The 26,732-nt window shown below is 70.6% G+C and carries 24 protein-coding genes; 17 read left to right on the top strand and 7 right to left on the bottom strand.

Annotated elements, in window-relative coordinates:
* The first annotated feature begins 18 nt into the window (after positions 1 to 18).
* The 10 genes from dxr (at position 19) to ACWD38_RS18280 (ending at position 10,580) form a co-directional block, all read left to right on the top strand.
* Complete coding sequence (dxr, locus tag ACWD38_RS18325) at positions 19 to 1,326, top strand: 1-deoxy-D-xylulose-5-phosphate reductoisomerase (RefSeq protein WP_184481675.1); 1,308 nt, start codon at positions 19 to 21, stop codon at positions 1,324 to 1,326.
* Positions 1,326 to 2,609, top strand: coding sequence for a M50 family metallopeptidase (locus ACWD38_RS18320; RefSeq protein ID WP_184481673.1), 1,284 nt, complete (start codon positions 1,326 to 1,328; stop codon positions 2,607 to 2,609). The genes dxr and ACWD38_RS18320 overlap by 1 nt, the downstream gene beginning before the upstream one ends.
* 354 nt (positions 2,610 to 2,963) lie before the next feature.
* Positions 2,964 to 4,121 carry a flavodoxin-dependent (E)-4-hydroxy-3-methylbut-2-enyl-diphosphate synthase gene (gene ispG, locus ACWD38_RS18315; protein ID WP_184481671.1) on the top strand — a complete coding sequence of 386 codons (1,158 nt, stop codon included), beginning with the start codon at positions 2,964 to 2,966 and terminating at the stop codon, positions 4,119 to 4,121.
* 175 nt (positions 4,122 to 4,296) lie between these two features.
* Entirely contained in the window at positions 4,297 to 5,133 is an 837-nt protein-coding gene (locus tag ACWD38_RS18310) for a GNAT family N-acetyltransferase (protein WP_184481669.1), read from the top strand.
* Positions 5,134 to 5,227: 94 nt separating this feature from the next.
* Positions 5,228 to 7,063 carry a penicillin-binding transpeptidase domain-containing protein gene (locus ACWD38_RS18305; protein WP_450124514.1) on the top strand — a complete coding sequence of 612 codons (1,836 nt, stop codon included), beginning with the start codon at positions 5,228 to 5,230 and terminating at the stop codon, positions 7,061 to 7,063.
* A gap of 24 nt (positions 7,064 to 7,087) precedes the next feature.
* Entirely contained in the window at positions 7,088 to 7,393 is a 306-nt protein-coding gene (locus tag ACWD38_RS18300; protein ID WP_450124513.1) for a type II toxin-antitoxin system Phd/YefM family antitoxin, read from the top strand.
* A complete protein-coding gene (locus ACWD38_RS18295; protein ID WP_184481665.1) occupies positions 7,390 to 7,782 on the top strand; it encodes a type II toxin-antitoxin system VapC family toxin in 393 nt (130 codons plus the stop codon). Before ACWD38_RS18300 ends, ACWD38_RS18295 begins: the two co-directional genes overlap by 4 nt.
* A 119-nt stretch (positions 7,783 to 7,901) precedes the next feature.
* Positions 7,902 to 8,759, top strand: a complete 858-nt coding sequence (gene map / locus ACWD38_RS18290) for a type I methionyl aminopeptidase (RefSeq protein WP_184481663.1) — start codon at positions 7,902 to 7,904, stop codon at positions 8,757 to 8,759.
* The gene (locus ACWD38_RS18285; protein ID WP_184481661.1) at positions 8,756 to 10,288 is read left to right on the top strand and encodes a cobyric acid synthase; all 1,533 of its coding nucleotides are present in this window, start codon (positions 8,756 to 8,758) and stop codon (positions 10,286 to 10,288) included. The genes map and ACWD38_RS18285 overlap by 4 nt, the downstream gene beginning before the upstream one ends.
* Positions 10,289 to 10,307: 19 nt before the next feature.
* Positions 10,308 to 10,580, top strand: a complete 273-nt coding sequence (locus ACWD38_RS18280) for a type II toxin-antitoxin system Phd/YefM family antitoxin (RefSeq protein WP_184481659.1) — start codon at positions 10,308 to 10,310, stop codon at positions 10,578 to 10,580.
* On the opposite strand, the gene ACWD38_RS18275 is transcribed toward ACWD38_RS18280, so the two are convergent.
* Complete coding sequence (locus ACWD38_RS18275; RefSeq protein WP_184481657.1) at positions 10,547 to 11,245, bottom strand: FCD domain-containing protein; 699 nt, start codon at positions 11,243 to 11,245, stop codon at positions 10,547 to 10,549. The two genes, ACWD38_RS18280 and ACWD38_RS18275, sit on opposite strands and share 34 nt — an antisense overlap.
* 103 nt (positions 11,246 to 11,348) lie before the next feature.
* On the opposite strand from ACWD38_RS18275, the gene ACWD38_RS18270 reads away from it, so the two are divergent.
* Entirely contained in the window at positions 11,349 to 12,641 is a 1,293-nt protein-coding gene (locus tag ACWD38_RS18270; RefSeq protein WP_450124512.1) for a CynX/NimT family MFS transporter, read from the top strand.
* A 208-nt stretch (positions 12,642 to 12,849) separates the two neighbouring features.
* Here the strand turns inward: ACWD38_RS18270 and ACWD38_RS18265 are convergent, their stop codons facing one another.
* Complete coding sequence (locus ACWD38_RS18265) at positions 12,850 to 13,491, bottom strand: TetR/AcrR family transcriptional regulator (protein ID WP_184481653.1); 642 nt, start codon at positions 13,489 to 13,491, stop codon at positions 12,850 to 12,852.
* Between the two features lie 95 nt (positions 13,492 to 13,586).
* Between ACWD38_RS18265 and ACWD38_RS18260 the strand changes: the two genes are divergently transcribed.
* Entirely contained in the window at positions 13,587 to 14,372 is a 786-nt protein-coding gene (locus tag ACWD38_RS18260) for an MBL fold metallo-hydrolase (RefSeq protein WP_184481651.1), read from the top strand.
* Between the two features lie 155 nt (positions 14,373 to 14,527).
* Here ACWD38_RS18260 and ACWD38_RS18255 read toward each other — a convergent pair whose 3' ends face one another.
* Positions 14,528 to 14,746: a hypothetical protein gene (locus ACWD38_RS18255; protein WP_184481649.1), complete on the bottom strand. Its 219-nt coding sequence runs from the start codon at positions 14,744 to 14,746 to the stop codon at positions 14,528 to 14,530.
* Positions 14,747 to 14,900: 154 nt separating this feature from the next.
* Here ACWD38_RS18255 and ACWD38_RS18250 point away from each other — a divergent pair, with 154 nt between their 5' ends.
* From ACWD38_RS18250 to ACWD38_RS18240, 3 genes are all read left to right on the top strand, one after another.
* A complete protein-coding gene (locus tag ACWD38_RS18250; protein ID WP_184481647.1) occupies positions 14,901 to 15,764 on the top strand; it encodes a Scr1 family TA system antitoxin-like transcriptional regulator in 864 nt (287 codons plus the stop codon).
* Positions 15,764 to 15,940 carry a DUF397 domain-containing protein gene (locus tag ACWD38_RS18245; protein ID WP_184481645.1) on the top strand — a complete coding sequence of 59 codons (177 nt, stop codon included), beginning with the start codon at positions 15,764 to 15,766 and terminating at the stop codon, positions 15,938 to 15,940. The genes ACWD38_RS18250 and ACWD38_RS18245 overlap by 1 nt, the downstream gene beginning before the upstream one ends.
* Before the next feature lie 133 nt (positions 15,941 to 16,073).
* The gene (locus ACWD38_RS18240; RefSeq protein ID WP_184481643.1) at positions 16,074 to 16,253 is read left to right on the top strand and encodes a DUF397 domain-containing protein; all 180 of its coding nucleotides are present in this window, start codon (positions 16,074 to 16,076) and stop codon (positions 16,251 to 16,253) included.
* A 56-nt stretch (positions 16,254 to 16,309) separates the two neighbouring features.
* Here the strand turns inward: ACWD38_RS18240 and ACWD38_RS18235 are convergent, their stop codons facing one another.
* From ACWD38_RS18235 to ACWD38_RS18220, 4 genes are all read right to left on the bottom strand, one after another.
* Entirely contained in the window at positions 16,310 to 16,597 is a 288-nt protein-coding gene (locus tag ACWD38_RS18235) for an AbrB/MazE/SpoVT family DNA-binding domain-containing protein (RefSeq protein ID WP_184481641.1), read from the bottom strand.
* 30 nt (positions 16,598 to 16,627) lie between these two features.
* A complete protein-coding gene (locus tag ACWD38_RS18230) occupies positions 16,628 to 17,131 on the bottom strand; it encodes a metallophosphoesterase family protein (RefSeq protein WP_184485630.1) in 504 nt (167 codons plus the stop codon).
* A gap of 25 nt (positions 17,132 to 17,156) precedes the next feature.
* Positions 17,157 to 18,560: a mycothione reductase gene (locus ACWD38_RS18225; protein WP_450124511.1), complete on the bottom strand. Its 1,404-nt coding sequence runs from the start codon at positions 18,558 to 18,560 to the stop codon at positions 17,157 to 17,159.
* A 424-nt stretch (positions 18,561 to 18,984) separates the two neighbouring features.
* Positions 18,985 to 24,456, bottom strand: coding sequence for an ATP-binding protein (locus ACWD38_RS18220; protein ID WP_450124510.1), 5,472 nt, complete (start codon positions 24,454 to 24,456; stop codon positions 18,985 to 18,987).
* Between the two features lie 296 nt (positions 24,457 to 24,752).
* Between ACWD38_RS18220 and ACWD38_RS18215 the strand changes: the two genes are divergently transcribed.
* Together ACWD38_RS18215 and ACWD38_RS18210 are read left to right on the top strand one after the other, a co-directional pair.
* A complete protein-coding gene (locus ACWD38_RS18215; RefSeq protein ID WP_184481634.1) occupies positions 24,753 to 25,922 on the top strand; it encodes a histidine kinase in 1,170 nt (389 codons plus the stop codon).
* A 19-nt stretch (positions 25,923 to 25,941) separates the two neighbouring features.
* Positions 25,942 to 26,610, top strand: a complete 669-nt coding sequence (locus ACWD38_RS18210) for a response regulator (RefSeq protein WP_184481632.1) — start codon at positions 25,942 to 25,944, stop codon at positions 26,608 to 26,610.
* The last annotated feature ends 122 nt before the right edge of the window (positions 26,611 to 26,732 follow it).

Here is a 26,732-nt window from a genome sequence, read left to right as displayed (position 1 = left end):
TCGGGGACAATGGCGGTGATGGACACCGCGACCCCCGCTTCGAGCGCGCGCCCCGAATCCCCCGTCTCCGGAACCGGTGGCCCGGCAGGTGCCGCCGCCGAGCACGACTCCGCACGCGGGACGCCGCGCAGCGTGCTGATCCTCGGTTCGACCGGTTCGATCGGGACCCAGGCGCTGGACGTCATCCGGAACAACCCCGGCCGGTTCCGCGTCGCGGGCCTCGCCGCCGGCGGCAGCGACCCGGCCGCGCTGGCCGCGCAGGCCTTGGAGTTCGGAGTCGAAGCGGTGGCCGTGGCCAAGGGCACCGCGGCCGAGGACGTGCAGCTCGCGCTGTACGCGGAGGCGCAGCGGCTCGGCTACTCCACCGGGGACTTCCGGCTGCCGAAGCTGCTGGCGGGACCGGAGGCGACGACGGAGCTGGTGCAGCGCACGCCCGCCGACGTGGTGCTCAACGCCGTCGACGGATCGCGCGGGCTCAAGCCGACGCTGGCCGCGCTGGAGTCGGGCGCGACGCTGGCGCTGGCGAACAAGGAATCGCTGGTCGCGGGCGGTTCGCTGGTGCTGCGGGCGGCGAAGCCTGGCCAGATCGTGCCGGTGGACTCCGAGCATTCCGCGCTGGCGCAGTGCCTGGCGGGCGGCAAGGCCGACGAGGTGGACCGGTTGGTGCTGACCGCCTCCGGTGGCCCGTTCCGCGGTCGCAAGCGCCACGAGCTGGAGGGCGTGACGCTGCAGGAGGCGCTCAAACACCCGACGTGGGCGATGGGCACGGTCGTCACGATCAACTCGGCCACGCTGGTGAACAAGGGCCTGGAGCTGATCGAGGCGCGGTTGCTGTTCGACGTGGACTACGACCGCATCGACGTCGTGGTGCACCCGCAGTCGATCGTGCACTCGATGGTCACGTTCGTGGACGGCTCCACGTTGGCGCAGGCCAGCCCGCCGAACATGCGGTTGCCGATCGCGCTGGGGCTGGACTGGCCGCACCGGATCGCGAAGGCCGCGCCGCCGCTGTCGTTCTCCGAGGCGTCCTCGTGGACGTTCGAACCGCTCGACGACGAGGCGTTCCCTGCGGTGTCGCTGGCCCGTCACGCCGGTTCCACCGGCGGCTGCCTGCCCGCGATCTTCAACGCGGCGAACGAGGAAGCGCTGGCCGCCTTCGTCGAAGGCAACAGCGGCTTCACCGACATCGTGCAGACTGTGGAGCGAACGCTCGCCGCGGCCGACCAGTGGCGCGGTGAGCCGCAGAGCGTCGATGAGGTCTTCGCAGCAGAGGAGTGGGCGCGAGTGAAATCCCGCGAGCTCGTGGCGGCCGGGAAGGGGCAGTGATGCTGGTCATCGTCGGCATCGTCCTGTTCTTCGTGGGCCTGCTGCTGTCCATCGCCTGGCATGAACTCGGTCACCTGCTCACCGCGAAGATGTTCGGGGTCAAGGTCACCCAGTACATGGTCGGTTTCGGCCGCACCGTGTGGTCGCGCAAGACCAGCGAGACCGAGTACGGCGTGAAGCTGATTCCGTTCGGCGGCTTCATCCGGATGATCGGCATGTTCCCGCCGAAGCGGGACGAGGAGTACGGGCGCACCGCCTCCTCGGCGCCGTGGCGCGTGATGATCGAGGACGCGCGGGAGGCGGCGGCCGAAGAGGTCACGCCGGAGGACGCGCATCGGCAGTTCTACCAGCGCAAACCGTGGAAGCGGATCATCGTGATGGCTGCGGGGCCGTTCATGAACCTGATCCTCGCGGTGCTCATCTTCGCCGGGATCCTGATGGGCTACGGCACTCCGCAGCCGACCACGACGGTGGCGTCGGTCAGCGAGTGCGTCGTGTCCGCGGACGCGAAGGACACCGCGAACTGCCCGGCCGGTGCTCCGAAGTCCCCCGCCGCCGCCGCTGGTTTCCAGCCCGGCGACAAGATCGTCGAGTTCAACGGCAAGCCGTACTCCTCGTGGACGGACCTGCAGCTGGCCATCCGCGGGTCGTCCGGGGCGGTGCCGGTCGTGGTGGAGCGCGGCGACGAGCGCCTGACCCTGAACGCCGACCTGATCCAGGACAAGCGCCCGTCGCTGCAGGAGCCGGACAAGACCGAGGTCGTCGGGTTCCTCGGGCTCTCGCCCAGCTCGGTGCTGGTCCGCCAGGACGTCGCCGGGGTGGCCCACACGATCGGCGGGTTCGTCAGCCTGACGGCGCAGAAGATCGTCGAGCTACCGCAGCGGGTGCCGGACCTGATCTCGGCCATCGGTGGTCAGGAGCGGTCCGACGATTCGCCGGTGGGCATCGTGGGCGCCAGCCGCATCGGCGGTGAGGTGCTGTCCATGGACGAGGTGTCCGTGGGCGCGCGGCTGATCACGATGCTGAACCTGCTGGCGGCGGTGAACCTCTCGCTGTTCGTGATGAACATGCTGCCGATCCTGCCGCTGGACGGCGGGCACATCGCCGGTGCGCTGTGGGAGTCCTTGCGCCGGGGCATCGCGAAGCTGGTGCGCAGGCCGGATCCGGGTCCGTTCGACACGGCTCGCCTGATGCCGCTGGCGTACGGCGTCACGTTGATCTTCATCGCGTATTCGCTGCTGGTGCTGGTCGCCGACGTCGTCAACCCGGTGACGCTGCTCTAGTCGCGCCGGGCGGTGGCCGGTTCCGGTGGGTTCGAACACCGCTCGTCGTTGCGAGGTCCGGCCTCAGCGTGAAATGTCGGTGAACACAGGAGCGGGGCGCGCTGGTGCCCACCGATGATCACGGTCAGTGATCACTGGAGGGAGAACCTTGCCTGACCGGGTGAGTGGCTATCGGTATCGTGGGGCCCGGAACGGCACGCGCCGGACGCTCGGAGATCCCTCCGAGGGGTTTCCCGGAGCGGTGTCGGCACGCTCGTCGCTGAGCCGTCCCGTCCGCCGGGGTGCGGTAGGAATCACCTCGCCCCGCCGTCACTCATCAGCGCATCCGCGCAGCGCAAAGGTGGAGAGGAATCGATGACCGTCGATCTGGGGATGCCCGCAGCACCCGCCCCGACACTGGGCGAACGGCGCAAGACCCGGCAGTTGCAGGTCGGTCCGGTCGGAGTGGGCAGCGACCACCCGATCTCCGTGCAGAGCATGACCACCACCAACACCGCCGACATCAACGGCACGCTGCAGCAGATCGCGGAGCTCACCGCCTCCGGCTGCGACATCGTGCGCGTGGCCTGTCCCAGCGCCGATGACGCCGACGCGCTGCCCGCGATCGCGCAGAAGTCGAAGATCCCGGTGATCGCCGACATCCACTTCCAGCCGAAGTACGTCTTCGCCGCCATCGAGGCGGGCTGCGCGGCGGTGCGGGTCAACCCCGGCAACATCCGCAAGTTCGACGACCAGGTCAAGGAGATCGCGCACGCCGCGAAGGACCACGGCACGCCGATCCGGATCGGCGTCAACGCCGGTTCGCTGGACCCGAGGCTGATGAAGAAGTACGGCAAGGCGGTGCCGGAGGCGCTGGCCGAGTCGGCGCTGTGGGAGGCGGGCCTGTTCGCCGAGCACGACTTCCACGACATCAAGATCTCGGTCAAGCACAACGACCCGGTCGTGATGGTGCGGGCCTACGAGATCCTCGCCGAGCAGTGCGACTACCCGCTGCACCTGGGCGTGACCGAGGCCGGTCCCGCGTTCCAGGGCACGATCAAGTCCGCGGTGGCGTTCGGCTCGCTGCTGCGCCAGGGCATCGGGGACACGATCCGCGTCTCGCTGTCGGCGCCGCCGGTCGAGGAGATCAAGGTCGGCACCCAGATCCTGCAGTCGCTGAACCTGCGCCCCCGCAAGCTGGAGATCGTCTCCTGCCCGTCCTGCGGTCGTGCCCAGGTCGACGTCTACACGCTGGCCGAGGAGGTCACCGCCGGTCTGGAGGGCATGGAGGTGCCGCTGCGCGTCGCAGTCATGGGCTGCGTCGTGAACGGCCCGGGCGAGGCCCGCGAGGCCGACCTCGGCGTCGCCTCCGGCAACGGCAAGGGGCAGATCTTCGTCAAGGGCGAGGTCATCAAGACCGTGCCCGAGGCCAAGATCGTGGAAACCCTGATCGAAGAGGCCATGCGCATCGCGGAGTCCATGGAGGGCGCCGAGGAGCAGGGCGACGGCAGCCCCGTCGTCACCGTCGGCTGATCATCGATCCCGCCCGCCGGAGCCCGGTTCCGGCGGGCGGTCCGCGTTCGCGGCGGTCGTGGCTGATCGTGGCGCCACCTCCGTCGCTACGCCGTTCGGGTGATACCCGGTGGGTGTGCGCCGGGTACGTCGGGCAGGGGAGCCCGTGGGCCGTTCGGTCTGGCAGTCTTTACCCGTGCTGAAGCTCGTCGGTGCCCGCCTGCTGGAGGATCGGGACGCGGTCCAGGTCCGCGCGGCGCTGGCCAGGGACCCGGTCGCGGCCTGCATGGTGGCGTCCAGGGTGGAACCCGCCGGGCTTCGGCCGAGCAGGCTCGGCGGCGAGGTCTGGGGTTACGGCAGCAGGCTCGACGGGCTCTGCTTCTCCGGCGTCAACCTCATTCCGCTGTCCGGGGGACCGGACGCGATGCGGGCGTTCGCCGATCGGGTGTTGCGCCGTCGCAGGGTGTGCTCCTCGCTGGTCGGCCCGGCCGAGCAGGTGCTGGCGCTGTGGGACGAGCTCGCCGCCCAGTGGGGTCCCGCGCGCGAAGTGCGCGAGCAGCAGCCGCTAATGGTCCTGTCCGGTGATCCCGCCGTGCGCCCTGACCCGCTGGTCCGCCAGGTCCGCCCGGAGGAGCTGGACCGCTACCTGCCCGCGGCGGTCGCCATGTTCACCGAGGAGGTCGGCGTCGACCCGTCCCGCGACGGCGGTGCCGCCGGATACCGCGCTCGGGTGGCGGAGCTGATCGCGGCGGGACGGGCGTTCGCCCGCTTCGAGCACGGCGAGGTCGTGTTCAAGGCGGAGATCGGCGCGATGTCGCAGGCCGTCGGGCAGATCCAGGGCGTCTGGGTGCACCCGGACAAGCGCAGCTCCGGGTTGGGCACGGCAGGCACGGCCGCCGTCGCCGACCACCTGGTCCGCGGTCTGGGGCGGGCCGCGAGCCTGTACGTGAACGGCTTCAACATCGCGGCCAGGGTCGCCTACGGCAAGGTCGGCTTCCAGCAGGCCGGCACGTTCAGCACCGTCCTGTTCTGAGGCGCCGAGTCGGACGAACCTCCGAAAGCCCCGGGCACAGGACCAACCGGGTGGGCGCTCGGAAGCCTTGGTCGACTTCGGCATACTTCGCGGGGTGCGTTCCTCACGGATCTTCCCCCAGCGGGGCTCGCGTTCGCGGGCCCTCGCCGCGTTAACCGGTCTGGCGCTGACCCTCCCCGTCTCGGGCTGCGGCGTGTTCGAGTCCGGTCCTTCCGCCCAGGAGGTCGCCTCCTCGTTCCTGAGCACGTTCGCCGCGGGTGACAGCGCGGGCGCCGCGGGCCGGACCGACGCTCCCCAGCAGGCCCGGCAGGCGCTCGACGGAGCTCGCGACGGCCTGTCGCCGCAGGCGGTGCGGTTCACCGTGACCAACGTCGTCGAGGACGAGGGCGGCGCCCCTGCCCGCGCCACGTTCGACGCGGATTGGGATCTGGGCGATGGCCGCGCCTGGCGGTACCAGGGCGCGTTCGAGCTCACCGAGTCCGACGACGGCTGGAAGGTGCACTGGGCGCCGTCGGTGCTGCACCCGAAGCTGGGGCCGGACCAGCGGCTGGTGCTCAACGAGCAGCGCCCGGAACCCCAGCCGGTGCTGGACCGCGATGGTGCCGAGCTGATGCGGTCGGAGCAGATCGTCACGGTCAGCCTCGACCCGCAGCAGGCCGGAGACCTGCCGGGCGTCGCGGGGCGGTTGGCGGACGGCCTCAAGCCGGTCGACCCGGAGATCACCCAGCAGACGATCTTGGACGGTGTCGGCCGCACGCCGCCCGGCCAGCCCTACGTGGTGGTCTCGCTGCGCCAAGCCGACTACGACCAGGTGCGTCCGGCGATCTACGACCTGCCGGGCGTGCGCTTCCCGGCGCAGCCGAAGCTGGTGACCGCCGAGCGCGGGTACGCCGCGCAGGTGCTGGACGGGGTGTCCGAGCAGGTCGACGAGCAGATCGCGGCGAACTCCGGGTGGAGCGTCGCGACCGCCGACGCGAGCGGTGCGCCCGTCGAGGTCCTGCAGGAGGAGCCGTCGCGGCCGGTGGAGCAGGTGCGCACCACGCTCAGCGACCGCGTGCAGCGGGCCGCGGAGCAGGCGGTGGCGCCGGTGCCGCAGGCGGCGATGATCGTCGCGTTGCAGCCTTCCACGGGCGGTGTGCTCGCGGTGGCCCAGAACGACTTGGCCGACGCGCAGGGTTCACCCGCGCTGAGCGGCCAGTTCCCGCCCGGCTCCACCTTCAAGATCGCGACCGCGGCTGCGGGGCTGGAATCGGGCAAGGTCAGCATCGACGCGCCGGTGGAGTGCCCGAAGAGCAAGGTGTTCGACGGTCGCACGATCCCCAACGACAAGGACTTCGACCTGGGCGTGGTGCCGTTGCGCACCGCCTTCGCGAAGTCCTGCAACACGACGTTCGCGCAGCTCGCGGTGGACCTGCCCGCGCAGGCGCTGACCGACATGGCCCGGCGGCTCGGCATCGGCGTCGACTTCGAGGTGCCGGGCATCACGACGATCACCGGTCAGGCTCCGCGCGCGGAGAACACGACGGGTCGCGCGGCGAACGGGTTCGGGCAAGGCGCCGTGCTGGCCAGCCCGTTCGGGATGGCGCTGGCCTCGGCGACGGTGGCGAACGGGTCGATGCCCACGCCGAAGCTGATCGAGGGCGCGGAGACGAAGGCCGACGCGCAGGTGGCTCCGCTGTCGCCGAAGACGCTGGAGCAGCTGCGCCCGATGATGCGGGAGGTCGTGCTGTCTGGGACGGCCACCGGGGCCGCGAGCGCGGGTGAGGTCGCGGGCAAGACGGGCACCGCGCAGTTCGGGGACGGCACCCATTCGCACGGCTGGTTCGTCGGTTACCGCGGTGACCTGGCCTTCGCGGTGCTGCTGGAGGACTCGGGCGAGTCGAAGCCGGCCGTGCAGGTAGCGGAGAGCTTCTTGTCGAACACGCCGTGAAGTCAACGTGCTACGTTGTAGCTCATGGAGCGGATCGGGGTCCGGGAACTGCGGCAGAACGCCAGCCGCTACCTCAAGCGGGTGGCGACCGGTGAGTCGATCCTGGTGACGGACCGCGGCCGGACGGTCGCGGTCCTCAACCCGCCTTCACGCGCGCATTCGCTCTACGACGAATTGATCGCCGCCGGGGAACTCATCCCCGGCGACGGCGGCGACCTGCCGGAACCGGGCGCCCCGGAGACCGGTGAGTTCGACGCGCGGGCCTGGGACGAACCGGGACCGGGCAGGACGCCGCCGGGCGACGACCGACGTGAACAGGAGCGGCTTTGATCTACTTCGATTCCTCCGCGCTGGTGAAGCTGATCGCCCCAGAGCCGGAGAGCAAGGCGCTCAGCGAATGGGTGCAGGCCCGGCTGGAGCAGCCCCGCATCACCAGCGCCGTCTCGCAGGTCGACGTGCTGCGCACGTTCCGCGAGTTCGGCCCGGCCATCGAGGACCTGGCCTCGATCATCCTGTCGAAGCTGGACCGGTTGCCGGTGAAGCAGGACGTGCTGGACACCGCGGCGGGCCTGCGGTCGCAGGTGAGCCCGCTGGAGGCGATCCACCTCGCGTCCGCGTGCAAGATCCGCGAGGGGTTGCACGCCTACGTCTCCTACGACAAGGCGCTGCTGGCCGCGGCGGAAGAGGAAGGGCTCGCCACCGCCTCGCCCGGCGCCTGAGCGAGCTGACCAGCCGGAACGCGCCGCTCGTCGCCTGTGCGGGTGGCTCGTCGCCCCGGGGGCGGCGCGGCGGGACGGGGAGCGGTCGAGCCCGGATCCCACGTTCTAGAGTGAAGGGCATGCCCGTACGCGCACCGTTGCAGCCAGGAGTCCAGACGCCCCGCCGGCCGGTGCCGGTGACGATCGAGCGGCCCGAATACGTCGACAAGCCCGCTCCGCGCCGCAACACCGACCCGGACGTGCAGCCGCCCGAGGTCATCGAGGCGATGCGGGTGGCGAGCAGGCTCGCGGCGCAGGCGCTGCAGCTCGCGGGCAAGACCATCGAGCCCGGTGTCACCACCGACCGCATCGACGAGGTCGTGCACCAGTTCTTCGTGGACAACGGCGTGTACCCGTCGACGCTGGGCTACCGGAACTTCCCGAAGTCCTGCTGCACCTCGCTGAACGAGGTCATCTGCCACGGCATCCCGGACTCGACGGTGATCGAGGACGGCGACATCGTCAACGTCGACGTCACCGGCTTCATCGGTGGCGTGCACGGCGACACCAACGCCACCTTCATCGCAGGTGAGGCGTCGGAGGAGGTGCGGCTGCTGGTGGAGCGCACCCACGAGGCGACGATGCGCGGCATCAAGGCGGCGAAGCCGGGCCGTCAGCTCAACGTGGTCGGGCGGGTCATCGAGTCCTACGCGAAGCGCTTCGGCTACGGCGTGGTGCGGGACTTCACCGGGCACGGCATCGGCCGCTCGTTCCACTCCGGGCTGGTGGTGCTGCACTACGACGAGCCGTCGGTGCAGACCGTGCTGGAGCCGGGCATGACGTTCACCATCGAGCCGATGATCACCTTGGGCACCCACGAGTACGACATGTGGAGCGACGGCTGGACGGTGACCACGCGGGACAAGTCGTGGACCGCGCAGTTCGAGCACACCATCCTGATCACCGAGGACGGCAACGAGATCCTCACCCAGCCGTGAGCGGGCTGCTGGTCGCCGGGACGACCTCGGACGCGGGCAAGAGCGTCCTGGTCGCCGGGATCTGCCGCTGGCTGGCGCGCTCGGGCGTGCGGGTGGCGCCGTTCAAGGCGCAGAACATGTCGAACAACTCCGTGGTGTGCCCGGACGGCGGCGAGATCGGCCGGGCGCAGGCGGTGCAGGCGGCGGCGTGCGGGCTGGAGCCGTCGGTGCGGTTCAACCCGGTGCTGCTCAAGCCCGGCGGGGACCGCAGTTCGCAGGTCGTGGTGCTGGGCGAGGTGGCCGGTGAGGTCACCGCGTTGTCCTACCGGGAGCGCAAAGCGGCTCTGCTGGAGACCGTGTCGTCCACTTTGGACGGATTGCGGGGCGACTACGACCAGGTGATCTGCGAGGGCGCCGGGTCGCCCGCGGAGATCAACCTGCGGGCGACCGACATCGCGAACATGGGCCTCGCTCAGGCCGCGCGGCTGCCGGTGCTGGTGGTCGGCGACATCGACCGGGGCGGCGTGTTCGCCGCGCTCTACGGCACGTTGGCGCTGCTGGACGCGGCCGATCAGGCGCTGGTGTCCGGGTTCGTGATCAACAAGTTCCGCGGTGATCCGGCGCTGCTGGAACCGGGCCTGGAGCAGGTGCGGGCGTTGACCGGCCGTCCCGTGCAGGGCGTGCTGCCCTGGTCGGAGGAGCTGTGGCTCGACGCCGAGGACTCGTTGTCGTACGTCGCCGACGGCGTGGTGGGCAATCCGGCGCCGCCGCTGGGCGACCAGTGGCTGCGGGTCGCGGTGCCGAAGCTGCCGCGCATCTCCAACGCCACCGACATCGAGGCGCTGGCGGCGGAACCGGGCGTGGCCGTGCGGTTCGTGACCGAACCGTCCCGGCTGACCGACGCGGACCTGGTGGTGCTGCCCGGTTCCAAGGCGACCGTCGAGGACTTGGCGTGGCTGCACCGGACCGGGCTCGCCGACGGGGTGCTGGCGCACGCGCGGGCGGGACTGCCGGTGTTCGGGATCTGCGGTGGTTTCCAGATGCTGTCCCGGCGGATCACCGACGAGGTCGAGTCCGGGGGCGGTGCCGTCGACGGCCTCGGGCTGCTCGACCTGGAGATCGAGTTCGAGCCGAAGAAGACGCTGCGCACCCCGAGCGGCACCGCGCTCGGCGAGGCGGTCACCGGCTACGAGATCCACCACGGCACGCCGGTGCGGCCCGGTGACGACCTGGTCCCGCTGATCACGACCGAGTTCGGCGCGGAGGGCGCGGTCAGCGGTGCCACGTCCGGCACGCACTGGCACGGCCTGTTCGAGAACGACGCGTTCCGCCGCCGGTTCCTCGCGCACGTAGCGCGCCAGGCGGGCCGGGACGGTTTCGCGGCGGCACCGGACGTGTCGTTCGCGGCGCTGCGGGAGGGGCAGCTGGACCTGCTCGGCGACCTCGTCGAACGGCACCTGGACACCGGCGCGCTGCTGCGGCTGCTCGATGGCGGGGCGCCGCGCGGTCTTCCCCTGGTCGGACCTGCGGCGATGCACGCGGGGGAGTGACCCGCGTAACATCCTCGGCATGGCGACTGAGATCTCGGTGGAAGAAGCGCAGGCGCGGCTGCCGGAGCTGCTGGACCGCGTGGAGTCCGGTGAGGAGATCGTCATCACCCGATTCGGCGCGCCCTCGGTGGCGTTGCAGCGAGCCGGTGCGGGCCGATCCCGGGAGGTCGTGACCTCCGGGGTGCTCACCGCGGCCTGGCTCGCCCCGATCGCCGGGGACGCCGCGGCGGATTCGGGCACCTTCGACTTCGGGACCGACTACTCGGCGGGTGAGGTCGGCTTCTCCGGCTGAACGTCGATCGCGTCGAGCAATTCGTCCAGGAACCCGCCGGCTTCGGCCGCGGCGCGGTCCGCGTCGCCGGAGCGCACGGCGTTGAGCAGCTCGGTGTGCGAGACCTGGGTGACCGACGCGGGGTCGAAGGTCGTGGCGACGCTGGACTGCACGGCCTCGCTGATGCCTTCGTAGAGCCCGATCAGCAGCGGGTTGTGCGAGGCGGCCACCAGGCGCAGGTGGAACCGGGTGTCCTCGTGCACGACCACTTCGCGGTCGAGGCGGTCCACCGCGTCGTCGCGGGCGGCGAGCAGCGTTTCCAGCTCGGCGACGTCCTCATCGGTGCGGGCCGCGGCGGCCAGCCGGGCGGACTCGACCTCCAGCGCGCGGCGCACTTCCAGGATGCGGCGCAGCTCGGAGCCGCAGAGCCGCCGGACCGCGCCGGAGAGCTCGTTGGTGGCGCGGACGAAGGTGCCGTCGCCCTGGCGGACCTCCAGCAGTCCTGCGTGCGCGAGTGCCCGGACGGCTTCCCGAACCGTGTTGCGGCCGACGCCGAGCGCGGTGACGAGCTCCGATTCGGTGGGGATGCGCTCCCCGAGCGGCCATTCGCCGGAGCTCACCAGCGTGCGCATCTGCGCGATGACCTGTTCGACCAGACCCGTGCGCTGGGTGGTGACCAAAGGCACTGAAGGGTCCTTTCATCCAAACATCCTATGTTTGCCATACTAGGTGGCGATGTCTCCTGAGTCGCACACCCAGCCCCCGATCGATCGAGTTCCCACCGACCGTGTGACCGACCAGGATGCCAGGTCAGCGGCTTCGGCCACGCCCGGCACCCGGGCCGACGAATCCTCCGCGCTGGCCAGAGCCGAAGTTCTCGTCAACGAAGGCGCAGCGGAGACGATGGCGCCGTCCCGCTCCCGCGCGCTGGCAGGCGGCGGATTCCTGCTGGCGGGCGTCGCGCTGGCCGCCGCGAACATGCGCCCCGCCGTCACCAGCCTCGCCTCGATCCTCGGCGAAGTGCGCGATTCGCTCGGCGCGACCAGCACCTGGGCCAGCATCGTGACCTCGGTGCCGACGCTGTGCTTCGGCGTCGCCGGCATCGGCGCGCCGCTGCTGGCTCGCCGGTGGGGGATGAACCGCGTCGTCGGCGGCTCGCTCGCGCTGCTGACCGCCGCGATGATCGCCCGCGTCCTCGGCGGCCCGTGGACGCTGCTGGCGGGCACCGTGCTGGTGTGCGCGGCGATCGCCATGTGCAACGTGCTGATCCCGGTGGTGGTGAAGGAGTCCTTCCCCGGCCGCGTCGGCCTGGCCACCGGTCTCTACACGACGGCGATGGCCGCCGGCGGTGCCACCGGTTCGGCGATCACGCCGTGGCTGAACTCGGCGACCGGCAACTGGCGGTGGTCGCTGGCGACGTGGATGGTCGTGGCGCTCGCCGCGCTGTGCGTCTGGATCCCCGGCACCCGCAAGCGGCCCACCACGAAGGCCGTCACCGAGGTCAAGGGCGAGCGGCGGTCGCTGATGCGCAACCCGCTGGCCTGGCTGATCACGTTCTACTTCGCGATGCAGTCCACCATCGCCTACGTGGTGATGGGCTGGCTGCCGGAGGTGTTCAAGGGCGCGGGCATGGACGCCACCTCCGCCGGGGCGCTGCTGGGCGTGCTGCTGCTGATCGGCGTGCCGATCAACATGGTGCTGCCGCCGCTGGTGACGCGGACCCGCGGCCAGTCCGGCTGGGCGCTGCTGATGGGCGCGCTCATGTTCGCCGGCCTGCTGGGACTGCTGCTGGCGCCGCTGGCCGCGCCGGTGCTGTGGGCGGTGCTGATCGGCATCGGCATGAGCGCGTTCCCGCTGGCGCTGGTGATGATCTCGCTGCGCACCCGCAACGCCGCCGACACCGGGCAGCTCTCCGCGATGGCGCAGAGCATCGGCTACCTGATCGCCGCGTCGGGCCCGTTCCTGTTCGGGATGCTGCACGACGTGACGGCGACCTGGACGGTCTCGCTGATCGCGGCGCTGGTCATCGTGGTGGCGCAGACGATCGTCGGCATGCTCGCCGGACGCCCCCGCGTGATCTGAGCGGAGCTCACCGAGTGAACGGACCGTTCGTCCCATCCTGTTGGGCGAACGGTCCGTTCACTTTGATCGGGAAGTGCCCGCCGCAGCCGGAGTGAGTGGAACCGTTCTCCCGGTCTCGTTGGGCGAACGGGCCGTTCACCGCAGCAGCGGCGCGATGCGGGTGGAGTGAACGGACTGTTGGTCCAATCCCGTTGGGCGAAGGGTCCGTTCACTCATCTCGGGCGGTCTGGGGTGCGCGTGCCTGCTCAGGTGCTGCTTCGAGGATGCGGTGGATGGCGCGGTGCGCGCGGTCGACGGCCCGGGGGTCGTGGTCGAGCTGCAGGGCTTGGTTCAGGGCCAGACCGACCGCGATGATCTCGAAGACGGCCTGGTCGACGTCGACGTGCGCGGGCAGTTCGCCGTGGTCCGCCGCCGCGGCGAGCTCGTCGCGCAGCCGGCCGCGCCACCACGACCACCGTTGGGCGACGGCGTCGCGCACCAGGCCGGGGCGGCCGTCGAATTCGCTCGACGCCGCCGTGAGCAGGCATCCGCCGGGCAGTTCCAAGGTGGCCAGGAAGGTCACCGAGTTCTCGCAGAGCGCGTGCAGCCGCGGCATGCCCGGCCGGTGCTGTTCGGCGGCTTCCACGACGCGGCGCCAGAAGTTCGCGAAGGCGTCGTCCAGGGTCGAGGCCTGGAGCGCTTCCTTGGTTCCGAAGTGCCCGAGCACGCCGGACTTGCTCATCTCCAGCTCGCCCGCCAGGCGGCCGATGGTGACGCCTTCGAGTCCTTCCTCGGAGGCGATCTCGGTGGCGCGGTGGATGATCCGCGCTCGCGTGGCGCGCGCTTCGGCGGCGGAGCGTCGAGGTGACATGCCCGCCAGTTTAGCGTCCGATCGTGCGCTATTGACTTGGCGAACGATCGGACGCTAAATTTCGGCAGGTCAACCGGAGAACCGAGGAGCACGTGATGCGCATCCGGCGTTTGGCCTGGGCAGGCCTGGAAATCGAAGCGGACGGCACGACCGTCGTGGTGGACCTGGTCCAGCACCCGAACGAGCTGTTCGGGATCCGCGATCCGCGGGTGGAGCTGCCCGTCCCCGCCGACGGGTCGGTCGACGCGGCGCTGGTGACGCACCTGCACCCCGACCACGCCGGGGTGCCCGCGCTCGAACGAGCGCTGAAGCCCGGCGCGCCGGTGTTCCGGCCGGCGGCGTTCGACGACGTGCTCACCGGGCCGGTCGAGCGGGAACTGGCGGCGAGCGGACTGGCCGCCGACGTGGTGGGCGAGTGGGAGCGCCGCGAGCTCGGCCCGTTCCGGATCACCGCCGTGCCCGCCGTCGACGGGCTGGGTTCCCCGCAGGTGAGCTGGGTCGTTGAGGCGGGCGGCAAGCGCGTCCTGCACGGCGGGGACACCTTGTTCCACGGCGCCTGGTGGGCCATCGCGCGGCGTTGCGGCCCGTTCGACGCGGTGTTCCTGCCGATCAACGGGCCGGTGGTGGACGATCCCGCCCTCCAGCCGCCGAGTCCGTTCCCGGCGGCGCTGACCCCGCGGCAGGCGGCGGTGGCGGCGAGCATCCTCGGCGCTCGAACGGCGGTGCCGATCCACCACGACGACGAATACCTGATCAAGCCCGCCGGTTACGCCGCCGAAGTGGACGCCCCGGTCGCCGAATTCCGCCGACATGCGGCAGAACTCGCGCGTGTCATGGATGTGGGGGAGTGGCAGGACTTCGAGTCCGAACTCGCCGCCTGAGCGTCCGCGTTGGGCGAACGGTCCGTTGACTCAGCTGCGGATCGAGTGAGCGGACCGTTTGTCCAACGGGTTTGGGCGAACGGTCCGTTGACTCGGTTCGGGTTGTGGGTGAGCGGACCGTTTGTCCAAGGGGTTTGGACGAACGGTCCGTTCGCTCAGTTCGGGGTGGGGATGCCGAGGAGTTCGGTGTTGGCTCGGCCTACTGCGCTGGTGAGTTCGGCGAAAGCCTTTTCGGTGAAGTTCAGGGTGAGGCCGTCGCCGCTGCCTCGGAAGTCGAGCTGGACGGAGCGGTCCGGTTCGGTCTCGAAGGTGACCCTGACCTGCTCGGACAGGCACACGTAGGTGTCGTTCTCGACTGCTCGCTGCTCGCGCATCCGGGTTCCTCCTGGTCTGCGGTGTCTCGGTACAGTTCACGAAAGATCTTCATTTAAGCCGCATAGTTTGGCTTGTGGGACAACTAGAGCACAGGTTGTGGTCTATTGTCGGTCCCCTGATCAGGTAGCCGATGGATCAGCCGGAGGAGATTTCGTGCCCACAGGCCGCCAAACCGTCGAGCGCCGCCAGCTGGGGCTCACGCTCCGCCGACTACGGCGCGAAGCAGGGCTGTCCCAACAAGAGGCGGCTCGCGCGATCAACCGGCACTACACCCGGATCAGCCACCTCGAATCGGCGAAGGCCTCGCTGAGCGTCGACGAGCTCGGATTGCTGCTCGACCGCTACGGAGTTGCCGACGCGGACCGGGAAACCGTGCTCGCGTTGGGTGCGGTGGCCCGGAAGCGGCAGCGCGGGAAGGGGTACACCGATCAGCTGCCCAAGTCGTTCGAGCGGCTGGCCGACCTGCAAGCCGATGCCGCCACGATCGGCTTCTACGACACCGGAATCGTCCCGGGACTCGCGCAGTCGCAGGACTACGTCGTCGCGTTGATGCGCGTAGGGGACGGAATCTGGTGGGAGCCCTCCGAAGCGGAGATCGAGCGTCGGATCGAGTTCCGGCTTCAGCAGCAACGTCGGGTGTTGGAGGCCGAGGAACCGAAGCAGATCGACTTCGTGCTGACCGAATCGGCCCTGGAGGAAACGGTCGGGAGCCCGGCGATCATGCGCGGTCAGCTCCTCCACCTGCTCCAGCTAGGTGAACGTCCGTCGGTGACCGTTCGGGTTCTGAGCCGGGCGACCACATCCAAGTTCCTCCTTGGAGGAGGCCTCATCACGTTGGATTTCGCCGGGAACGCGCCTCGCATCGCTTGCGCCACTTCCCACGGTCCCTGTACTTACCACGATCAAGAGGTGGAAACTGCGCCCATGTTTCGGGCATGGGAGAGCGTTCGAGAGCTTGCCCTTGATCCGGAACCGGCTCGTGACTTGCTCATCGAGAAGCTGAAGGATCTGAAGTGATGCGCTACGACACCGGATGGTTCAAGAGCAGCCGCAGTTCGACCTCGTCCAACGCTTGCGTCGAGGTGCGGCTGACTGAGCGGGTGGTTTCAGTGCGGGATTCGAAAGATCCGCAGGGTGGCGAGTTATCGGTGGGGCACGTCGCGTGGGCGGCGTTCCTGTCGACGCTGAACTAGCGGAACAGGGGCTCGCCGCTCAGGTTCGTGGTGGCAGCTGGTGGAGTTCGATGGTCGTCCGATCCCCGCCGGTGAGCTCCGTGGATGCGGGCGCGACGCGCTCTTTGCTGGTCGAGAAGCTGAAGGATGTCGCATGAACGACTACGACACGGGTTGGTTCAAGAGCAGCCACAGTGCGGCCTCGTCCAATGCTTGCGTCGAGGTCCGGTTGACCGAGCGGGCGGTCTCGGTGCGGGATTCGAAGGACCCGCACGGCGGCGAGTTATCGGTGGGGCACCGCGCATGGGCGGAGTTCCTCCGCTGGATGGCGTGACCGTTGAGGTGACGCGCCCGGAAGCGCGTTATAGCCCTGCCTCTCAGATGCCGCGTTCACGTCGCACCCGATTCGCGTCGGGCGTCCCGGCTGCGATCGGCGGCCAGCTCATCGGCGAGCGAGGGACTGTCGGCGCCGAGTTGCTTGGTTAGCGTTGTCCGCAAACGCTGAATCTTCTGAGCGCGAGTCTCCAAGACGATCCGACCACCGGTGCCCTTCGCGGTGATGTAGGCCTTCGTTCCCGGTTCGCGCCCGGCAGCTTGGCGGACTTCCTTCGGGATGGCCGACCGCCCTTGCGCAGTGACAGTGGCTTCGGCTGATCCCTCGTACTCGGTTGAATCCATGCTTGCAGTTGTATCCCAGCAACAACGAGATCAGGCGCGCGGCGGTAGGCGGTGCAGGGTGACCCCTGTCAGTTCGCCGTCAATGAGCTCCGCCGTCTGGTACGTGCAGTGGGGTTGGCGTCTGCGGTCGGTGGGGGAGCCGGGGTTGAGCAGGCGCAGGCCGTTCGGCGTGACCGTGTCCCACGGGATGTGGCTGTGGCCGAAGACGAGCACGTCCGCGTCGGGGAAGTCCTTGTCGCAGCGGCGTTCCCGGCCTTGGGCGGCGCCGGTTTCGTGGATCATCGCGAAACCGACGCCATCGAGCTCCACGCGCGCGATCTCCGGCAACCGGCGCCGCAGCTGTTCGCCGTCGTTGTTGCCCCACACGCCGATGAGCCGCGCGCTGCGGGATTCGAGTTCGTCCAGCAGCGGCGGCTCCACCCAATCTCCGGCGTGGAACACGACGTCCGCCCGCGCGACCTCCTGCCACACCTGCTCGGGCAGCGCCTTGGCGCGCTTGGGCAGGTGCGTGTCGGCGAGCAGCAGCAGGCGCATCGTCACCTCGGGATCGGGCCGGAGCTCACTCCGGGTGCAGTTCCAGCCCGAGCAGGGCGTTCTCCAGCAGTTCCGGCATGGCCGGGTGGATCCAGTACTGGCCGCGGGCCATCGTGCGGGCGTCCAGGCCGAACTGCATGGCCTGGATCAGCGGCTGCAGCAAGGTCGGCGCCTGCGGGCCGATGATGTGCGCGCCGAGGATGGTGCCGTCGGCGGGGTCGGCGAGCAGCTTGAGGAAACCGGTGGTGTCCTCCATCGCCCAGCCGTAGGCGATGTCGCCGTAGTTCTGGATCTTCGTGACGTAGTCGACGCCCTGCTCCCGCGCCTGCTGCTCGGTGAGCCCGACGGCGGCGATCTGCGGGGAGGAGAACACCGCGTGCGGCACGTAGGTGTGGTCGGAGTCGATGAGCTCGTCGGGGTGCAGCAGGTTGTGCTGCACGACGCGCTGCTCGTGGTTCGCTACGTGCTTGAGCTCGTGGTCGGAGCTGACGTCGCCCAGCGCCCACACGCCGTCGACGGAGGTGCGCTGCTCGGCGTCGACCTCGATCTTGCCGTCCTCGCGGACCTTCAAGCCGCCCGAGACCGCGTCGATCAGATCCGAGTTCGGGGTGCGGCCGACCGCGACGAGCAGCTGCTCCGCCTCGACGGTTTCCGCGCCGTCGGGGCCTTCCAGGTGCAGCCGCACCACGTCGCCGTCGCGCTCGACGCCGGTCTGCTTGCGGTTGAGGCGCACGTCCCAGCGGGCCTGGGCGAGTTCGGTGAACCGCTGCGACACGTCCTCGTCCTCGGCGCGCAGCAGCGCCCCGGAACGGGCCACCACCGTCACCTCGACGCCCAGCGCGGAGAACACGTGCGCGAACTCGGCGCCGATGAAGCCGCTGCCGAGGATGATCATGCGAGCGGGCAGCTCGTCCAAGCGCATCACGCTGTCGCTGGTGTGGAAGTCGACCGCGTCGATGCCGGGGATGTCGGGAGTGGCCGGGCGGCCGCCGGCGGCGACGACGAAGCGGTCCGCGGTGATCGTCTCGGGGCCGGAGCCGGTCGCCACGGTGAGTTCCTTCACCCCGGTGAACCGGGCCTCGCCCTGGAACAGGGTGACGTTCGCGCTGCCCTCGGCGCGGTAGCGGCGGCCCCCGTCGGAGATGGCGTCGATGCGGCCGAAGATGCGGTCCCGGATGTCGCGCCAGCGCACGTCCCGCAGCTCCAGGTCCACGCCGAGCTTGGTGCCGACGCCGGGGCTGGACGCGGTGTCGGCGGTGTGCACGAACATCTTCGTCGGGATGCAGCCCACGTTCAGGCAGGTGCCGCCGTAGTTCCCGGTGCTGCCGACGCCCTTCTCCACGATCGCGACGTTCCAGTCGTCGAACCGCTCGTCGAGGATCGAGTTGCCGGAACCGCTGCCGATGATGACCAGGTCGAAGTGAGGCATGTCCATCCTGTGCTCGTCGTGGGTACCGCGGTGCGCGGCGCCGGAGGCGCACCTCCGCGGTACAACCGCGCGGGCGGCCCGCTGATTCCCGGAGAGCGTCGCTGATCACCCGACCGGTGGTCGTGGCCGGGTGGGCACCGAGGGAGGCGCTGCGCCGCTAGGATCCGGAACGGGCGAGTCCCGCTTACCTACTACTACGTAGGTTTACCCCGGATCTACTCCTCAGGGATGTCGACCGTTCTCGACCAAGATCACTAACTTGGTCCTCGCATCGCTGTGCGCTAATGCCGGAACGGGTGCGGCCGCGCGGCGATCACGGGGAGGCACAGGCGGGGATGGCCCTCCAGGGGGTGGTCATCCCCGCTTCCCGCTCCTGACGCCGACCGAGCCCGCGACCACGTGGATCGCGGGCCCGGCCTCGTCCTCAGCGCTTGAGGCCGTGCTCGATGGCCTCGATGATGCGGGGCCGCAGGTCCGCCGCGCTGATGATCGCGTCCACCGAACCGACCTCGACCGCCCGCTGGATGCTGTGCACCTGGTCGAACTCGGTCGCCACCTCACCCAGCTTCTCCGCGCGGACCGACGCCTGCAGCTCCGCGAGCCGGGCGTTGAGCCGGGCGCGCTCGACACCGCTGGACTCGCCGACGAGGGCCTGGAGCTCGGTGACCCGCGGATCGTTCGCGGTGCGCTTGCCGACCTCGCCGGAGAACACCACCGCCGCGGCCGGGGCGCCGCCCAGCACCGACGCGTACGAACCCTCCAGCGCCAGCACCGTCATGTTCGGGTTCAACGCCTTCGAGAAGACCACGAACGCGCCGCCGTGGTAGCGGGAGATCACGCAGAACACGATCGGACCGTCGAAGTTGACGATCGCGCGGCCGATCTCCGCGCCGTACTCCAGCTGGAGCTTGCGCATCGACTCCGGTGAACCGTCGAACCCGGACAGGTTCGCCAGCACCACCAGCGGCCGGTTGCCCGACGCCGAGTTGATCGCGCGGGCGGCCTTCTTCGACGACCGCGGGAACAGCGTGCCCGCGGTGTAGGTGTCCGGGCCGTCGGTGGGAGGGAAACCGCGCCGCTGCACCGAACGGGACTCGATGCCCAGCAGGCACACCGGACGGCCGCCCAGGTGCACGTCCTGCACGGCGGCGGTGTCCGCGTCCGCCATGCCCGCCCAGCGCTCCAGCACCGCGTGGTCCTGGTCGGACAGGGCCCGCATCACCGTGCGGATGTCGAAGGGCTTCTTGCGGTCCGGGTTGTGCTCGGACGAGAAGATCTCGCCGACCGTCCGGAAATCGCTGCCCGCGGCCTCGTGCGGGAACGGGGAGACGTCGCGGTCCACCGGGTCCGAGGTCTCGGCGGCGCGCGGCGCGGCCTCACCCGGCACGACGTAGGTGTGGTCGTAGTGCGCCATCAGCACGTCGCGCGCGGCCGGGAGGTTCGGCGCCCAGTACTGCGCCTGCCCGTTCGGGCCCATCACGCGGTCGTAGCCGCCGATGCCGAAGTTGTCCTCCGCCGAGACGCCACCGGAGAAGTCCAGCGACTGCTTGCCGGTGAGCACCATCGTCGAATCCGGCGTCATCACCAGGATTCCCTTGGTGTGCATCAGCATCGTGGCCTCGGCGTTCCAGTACGGCTGGGCGCCGACGGTGATGCCGGCGACCACGATGTTGATCTCACCGCCGTCCTGGGTGAACTCCACGATCCGCTTGAGCGCGGCGGCGACCCAGTCCATGTTCTCCGTGCCGGAGGACATCGAGATCCGGGCGCCCGCCGACAGCGCGAACCACTCCAGCGGCAGCTGCAGCCGCTCGGCGAGGTCGAGCGCGGCGATGACCCGGGCGCACTCGGGTTCCGACAACGCGCCCAGCGCCTTCGTCGGATCGCCCAGCAGGACCACGCGCCGGACGCCTTCGGGGTGGCGCTCGGTCGGCGTCGAGACGACGCCCGCGACCAGCGCCGCCGAGTTCTGCCCGCGCGGCCGGTCGACGGGGACCAGGACGCCGTCGTCGTCCAGGTCGTGCTCGACGAAACCGCCCGCGTCGCCGGTGAGCATCCCGGTGAGCTCGTAGGGGTAGACGTTGCCGCGCCGCGCCGCGCGCAGCACCTTCTGCCGGTAGTCGTCCAGCGGGCGCAGCGGCTCCGTCGACGGCTCCTCGACGTGCAGCTTCGCGCCGTCGCCCTCGCCGAGCGCGATGCGCACGGCCATGTCGGCGAGCTCGCCGTTGTCCTGGCGCTGCCGCGCGAGGAACGTGACCTCCTCCATCCCGGCGCCCGCCGTGGTCGGCAGGATCCGGCGGGTGAGGGTGTTGAGCTCGTCGGCGGTCAGCTCCGTCGGCGGCCACACGTACATCAGGATCCGGTTGGTGTCGAAGCGCTTCTTCGCCGGGCGCTGCGCCTGCACGGTGCGGATCGCGTCCAGGCAGCCCGCGAGCATGTCCTCCACCGCGGGCAGCGCCACCAGCCGGCCGTCGTTGTCGCGCAGCGGCGTCAGGTCCCGGACCTGGGCCATCGCCACCAGGCGCTCGTCGGACGGGTTGTCCCGCGCGACGCACTTGAACAGGTAGACCTCCTCGTCCGCCGACGGCAGCCGGGTGAGGTCGAACTCGCGCAGCCGCTCCAGCTGCATCCGCTGCGCGATCAGCGGGTGCAGGCCGCGGATCAGGCGGTCCTCGGTGAAGCCCCGCTCGTCGCGGCGGAAGGTGAAGTGGTGGTGCATCACGGCGCCGCCGATGCCGGCGACGGTCGTGGTGATCCGGGCGACGCCGTCCGGCAGCGGCTGCGCGGCGAGCACCTCGCCGAGCCGCGCGGCCATCGCGTCCGCGTCCGGCTGGCCCTCCCACTTCACGTAGAGGTCCGCCACCACGCCGGGCTGCCCGTCCGCGAGCTCACCGACGGCGCGCACCGCGTCCGGCAGCGCGCTGAAGTCGACGGCCGTGGTGACCAGCCTGGTCACGCCCTCGTCGGAACCGTGCTCGGCGGTGACGAACCGGCAGCCCGCGGTCTCCCGCGCCGTGACCGCGGTGAGCGCGCGGTTGCCGTAGTAGCGCCGGGTCAGCACCTCCAGCAGCGGCGCGTGGTCGTGGTCGCGGCCCATGCGCTGGCCGAGCAGCCGGACCAGCGGCTCGGCGCTGGCGACCATGGCGGCGATCCGGTCGGCGCGGTCCGCGGCGTCCGGGTGCTCGTCGAGGTAGCGCAGCTCGGCGCGCACCCCCGCGTAGACCTCCGCGCGGTTGCGGCGCAGCAGCGGCTGGGCGAACCAGCGGAACACCACGCCGCGGGCGAGGTCCGACACCGACGGGAAGCGCACCTGGGTGGCCTTGACGACGTGCTCCAAGGTCAGCCCGGCGTGCTCGTGCAGCTCCCTGCCCGGCGGTGCCTCGGTGGTCCACTGCCGCAGCAGGGCCGTGACGATGGCGACGTCCGAGGACGCGCGCTGCTGGGCGAGGAAGATCCGGAAGACCGCCGCCTCCAGCTCCGGGGTCCGCTCCAGCTCCGTGACGCCGTAGTGCGACAGGACGCGGCGCAGGCGGTTCTCGAAGCCCGCGGTCACCCCGGCCCGCTCCACGTCGAGGCTCTGCAGGTAGCTGTGGAAGTACTCGCGAGGGCTGTGCACCGGGCCGGTCTCGTCGTCGAGGTCGCCCTTGTTGCGGCTGAGCTCGGAGAGGTCCGCGAACACGCCCAGCAGCGCCACCTCGCCGGGCAGCGCGTCGGAGGTCTCGTCCAGCTCGGCCCGAGCGGCGAGGTAGCCGCTGAGCACGCGCTGCTGGTCGTGCGGGTCGACGTCGAAGCCCAGCAGCAGGCTGCGCAGGTCGTGCAGGCCGCGTTCGACGCGCTGCTCGGGGGAGGCCGAGCCGCGCTCCGCGGGCAGTTCGACCTCGACGGCGGAATCGGTGTCCTGCTCCTGCTCGGCGTCGTCGTCGGCCAGCGGCTCCAGCCGCATCAGCGGCGCGCCGGTCTCGACCTGGCTGCCCATCGACACCGGCAGTTCGCGGACGCGGGCGCGGAACGACGCGCGCAGCACCGTTTCCATCTTCATGCTCTCCAGCACCAGGATCGGTGCCCCGGCCTCGACCTCGTCGCCGACGGCCAGCGGGGTCGCGACCACCAGCGCGGGCGCGGGGGAGCGCACGACGCCGCCCTCGTCACGGCTGACGCGGTGCGCGACGCCGTCGACCTCCACCAGGTGGATCGGCCCGTGCGTGCCGGTGACCAGGCGGAACCGGTGGCCGTTGACGGTGATCTGGCCGCTGTGCGCGTCGAAGCGGTCGATCTCGACGTCGGCCGGGTGCACCTCGCCGCCGCCGGAAACGCCGACGCGGAACCGCTTCTGGCCCACGCGGGCCACGCTCACCTGGTAGCCGACGCCGCGGAGCTTGAGCTCCAGCGGGCGCCCGCTCTCGTGCCGGACCTGCGGCCGGCCGCCGAACGCGGTGGACAGCAACCGCTGGCGCGCCACGGACTCCTCGTCCTGGTAGGCCTCGATGGCCGCCGCGACCAGCGCGATCGCCGAGTGCCGGTGGCTGACCAGGCGGCCTTCCTCGCGGACCCGGTCGATCCAGCCGGTGTCGGCGCTGCCGTCGATCACCTCCGGCTGGTCGAGCAGGTCGAGCACGAAGCTCTTGTTCGTCGCGCCGCCCTCGATGATCACCGTGGTCTCGGCCATCGCGCGGCGCAGCCGGGCCAGCGCCTCGTCGCGGTCGCGGCCGAACGCGATGATCTTCGCGATCATCGAGTCGAAGTCCGCGGGGATGCTGTCGCCCTCGGACACCCCGGTGTCAACCCGGATTCCGGGCCCCGAGGGCAGCGCGAGCCGCGCGATGCGGCCGGGAGCGGGGGCGAAGTCGCGGTCCGGGTCCTCGGCGTTGAGCCGTGCCTCGACCGCGTGCCCGCTCTCCACCGGGGCCGGGCCGTCGAGCTTGCCGCCGGAGGCGACGTGCAGCTGCAGCTTGACCAGGTCGGTGCCCGTGGTGCTCTCGGTGATCGGGTGCTCGACCTGCAGCCGGGTGTTGACCTCCAGGAAGGCGAACAGCCGCTCGACGGGGTGGTAGAGGAACTCGACGGTGCCCGCGCCGCGGTAGTCGACGGCCAGCGCCAAGCGCTCGGCGGACTCCTTGAGCTCCGCGGTCTGCTCCGGGGACAGGATCGGCGAGGCCGACTCCTCGATGATCTTCTGGTTGCGCCGCTGCACCGAGCAGTCGCGCACGCCCAGGGCCAAGGCCGTGCCCTGCCCGTCGGCGATGACCTGCACCTCGACGTGCCGGGCGCCGGTGACCAGGCGCTCCAGGAACACGACCCCGGAACCGAAGGAGCGCAGCGCCTCCTGGCTGGTGCGCTCGTAGGCGTCGGCGAGGTCCTCGGCGGAGGTGACCTTGCGGATGCCGCGCCCGCCGCCGCCCGCGGTGGCCTTGAGCATCAGCGGATAGCCGATCCGCTCACCCGCGGCCAGCGCCTCCTCGGCGTTCGCGACCTCGCCGCGGCTCCACGGAGCGACCGGGACGCCGACCTCCTCGGCGAGCAGCTTCGCGCCGATCTTGTCGCCGAGCCTGCGCATCGCCTCGGCGCTCGGGCCGATGAAGGTGACGCCGATCTTCTCGCAGACCTCCGCGAACGCCGGGTCCTCGGCGACGAAACCCCAACCGACCCAGGCGGCGTCCGCTCCCGTCTCGATCAGCGCGCGCTCCAGCACGGCGTGGTCCAGGTACGGCCGGGCCGAAGCCGGGCCGAGCGAGTAGGCGACGTCGGCCTCCCGCACGAACGTGGCGGAGCGGTCCGCGTCGGTGTAGAGCGCGACCGTCTCCATCCGGTTCCCGGTTTCCGCGGACAGATCCCGAACGGCGTGGATGAGCCGCATCGCGGCCTCTCCGCGATTGACGATGGCGACACGACTGAACACCGGATGAGCCTCCTGATTTGCCACGCACAACAGGCGACGTCCGAGAGCCCGGAGCGTCGCCTGCACCTACCTACACCCTGCTCCGTCAACGGGTGGTGCACCAATGTCCGACCCGGCGCATGCCGGAGCCGAGGTTTTGTAGGAACCCACCAAAAAGTTAGCGGAGATCACCGCTGGAGCGACTGCGAACGCAGGTCTACCACATGAATTCGGGTGGGATCCCGGAAGATCGGTCGAGGTGCCGAGCGCCGGTCCCGACGACGGGACCGGGTTCCCGCGGCGGCTAGGTTCGCACGGTGAACTCAGCTCGCTGGACCGCGTGGCCGCAGCGGTACCCGTACCTGGCGGACGCGGTGCTGGCGGGCTTCGTCACCTACGTCGCGCTGCTGGGCATCGCGCCGGCCGACGTGCTCCACAGCGGCGACCCCGGCCCCGTCGCGTACACCGCGGCCGTGCTCGGCGCGGCACCGCTGGTGCTGCGCAGGCGGTACCCGATGCCGGTGCTGGTGGTCGTCGCGCTCGCGCTGACCACGTTCTACGGCTCCGGCTGCAAGACCTCCCTCGGGCTGCTCGGCCCGCTGGTCGCGATCTACACCGTGGCGGTGCGCCACCCGCTGGGCCGGTCCGTGCCCGTCGCCGCCGCCGTGATCGCGGTGGTCAGCGGCGGGGTCGCCTACGGCATCGCCGACTTCGCGTTGTCGGCCGATTCGTTCGCCGGGATTCTGTTCGGCTCCACCCAAGCCGTCATCGCGGTCGTCCTGGGCTACGCGATCCGGGTGCGCGGCGAACAGGCCGAACGGTTACGCCACGAACGGGACCTGGAGGCCGAGCGCGCCGTCACCGAGGAGCGAATGCGCATCGCCCACGAACTGCACGACGTCGTCGCCCACCACCTGTCCGTCGTGTCCGTGCAGGCGAGCCTCGCGCGCTACGTGCTGGACTCCGACCTGGAAACGGCCCGCGAGGCGCTGAACACGATCTCGGCGACCACCACCAGCTCCCTCGACGAACTCGGCAGGTTGCTGCGGGTGCTGCGGCCCAGCCTGGAGCAGCCCGACGCCGACACCCGGTTCCTGCCGCAACCCGGGCTCGACGAGCTCCCGGTGCTGCTGGAACGGGTCCGGTCCTCCGGAGTGGCGGTGCGGCTGCGCACCGAAGGCGAACCGCGAGCCCTGTCCCCGGGCGCCGAGCTGTGCGCCTACCGCGTCGTGCAGGAAGCGCTGACCAACGTGCTCAAGCACGCCCCGTCGGCCACCGCCGAAGTCGTCGTGCGCCACGACGCCGACGCCGTGACCGTGCTCGTCCGCAACGAAGGCGCACCCGCCCCGAACAGCAGCAGGCCATCCGGGCACGGTTTGATCGGCATGTGCGAACGGGCGAAGATGTACGGCGGCACCGTCGAAGCGGGGCGCCGCCCCGAGGGCGGTTTCCAGGTGACGCTGCGCATTCCCCGCTCCGGGGACTGACCGGACCGGGAGCGGCGGCATGACCGGTGTCCTCATCGTCGACGACCAGGACCTGCTGCGGGCCGGGTTCGCCGCGCTGCTGCGCGCCACCCCCGGCATCGACGTCGTCGGCGAAGCCGCGAACGGCCGCGAAGCCGTGGCGCTGGCGAAGGAACTGCGCCCCGACGTGGTGCTGATGGACCTGCGGCTGCCCGAGCTGGACGGGGTGGGCGCCACCGAGCGGATCCTCGCCGAGGCCGAACCGCCGCGACCGGGAATCCTGGTGCTGACCGTGTTCGACCTGGACGACTACGTGTACTCGGCGCTGCGGGCGGGCGCGTCGGGTTTTCTGCTCAAGGACAGCCCGCCGGAAACGCTGATCACCGGGGTGCGCACCGTCGCCGACGGCGGGATGCTGTTCGGCCCCACCATCACCCGGCGTTTGGTGGAGACCTACATGCGGGTGCCGCCGCCGAACTCGGGGATCCCGTCGCAGCTGTCCACGCTCACCCGGCGGGAACTGGACGTGCTGCGGCTGATCGCGACCGGCGCCACCAACGCCGAGATCGCCGAACACCTCGTCGTCAGCGAAGGCACCGTGAAGACCCACGTGAACCGGGCGATGACGAAGCTCGGCGTGTCCAGCCGGGCGCAGGCAGTGGTCATCGCCTACGAATCAGGCCTGGTGGTGCCTCGGGGGAGCGGTTGAGCGGTTGTTGATCTCGGCTTGAGTGATGGGTCAGGTGGCGGAACCTCAGTGGCTTCCTCGCTGCGGGATCTTTTTCCCGAGTGGCTCCGCCACGAGGGAAAAAGCTGTCCTCGCGAGGAAAC

The organism is Saccharopolyspora sp. NPDC002578, from assembly GCF_053592695.1.
Note: the sequence above shows the minus strand (reverse complement) of the source record. Positions and strands in the feature narration are given on the sequence as shown.

Coding starts and splice junctions, on each gene's coding strand:
- ACWD38_RS18230 (WP_184485630.1), bottom strand. CDS start 17,131: ATGCGCCTGCTGCTGCTCGCCGACACGCACCTGCCCAAGCGCGCCAAG.
- ACWD38_RS18210 (WP_184481632.1), top strand. CDS start 25,942: ATGACCGGTGTCCTCATCGTCGACGACCAGGACCTGCTGCGGGCCGGG.
- ACWD38_RS18280 (WP_184481659.1), top strand. CDS start 10,308: ATGGCGACTGAGATCTCGGTGGAAGAAGCGCAGGCGCGGCTGCCGGAG.
- ACWD38_RS18320 (WP_184481673.1), top strand. CDS start 1,326: ATGCTGGTCATCGTCGGCATCGTCCTGTTCTTCGTGGGCCTGCTGCTG.
- ACWD38_RS18265 (WP_184481653.1), bottom strand. CDS start 13,491: ATGTCACCTCGACGCTCCGCCGCCGAAGCGCGCGCCACGCGAGCGCGG.
- ACWD38_RS18300 (WP_450124513.1), top strand. CDS start 7,088: ATGGAGCGGATCGGGGTCCGGGAACTGCGGCAGAACGCCAGCCGCTAC.
- ACWD38_RS18260 (WP_184481651.1), top strand. CDS start 13,587: ATGCGCATCCGGCGTTTGGCCTGGGCAGGCCTGGAAATCGAAGCGGAC.
- dxr (WP_184481675.1), top strand. CDS start 19: ATGGACACCGCGACCCCCGCTTCGAGCGCGCGCCCCGAATCCCCCGTC.
- ACWD38_RS18240 (WP_184481643.1), top strand. CDS start 16,074: ATGAACGACTACGACACGGGTTGGTTCAAGAGCAGCCACAGTGCGGCC.
- map (WP_184481663.1), top strand. CDS start 7,902: ATGCCCGTACGCGCACCGTTGCAGCCAGGAGTCCAGACGCCCCGCCGG.
- ACWD38_RS18235 (WP_184481641.1), bottom strand. CDS start 16,597: ATGGATTCAACCGAGTACGAGGGATCAGCCGAAGCCACTGTCACTGCG.
- ACWD38_RS18245 (WP_184481645.1), top strand. CDS start 15,764: ATGCGCTACGACACCGGATGGTTCAAGAGCAGCCGCAGTTCGACCTCG.
- ACWD38_RS18225 (WP_450124511.1), bottom strand. CDS start 18,560: ATGCCTCACTTCGACCTGGTCATCATCGGCAGCGGTTCCGGCAACTCG.
- ACWD38_RS18255 (WP_184481649.1), bottom strand. CDS start 14,746: ATGCGCGAGCAGCGAGCAGTCGAGAACGACACCTACGTGTGCCTGTCC.
- ispG (WP_184481671.1), top strand. CDS start 2,964: ATGACCGTCGATCTGGGGATGCCCGCAGCACCCGCCCCGACACTGGGC.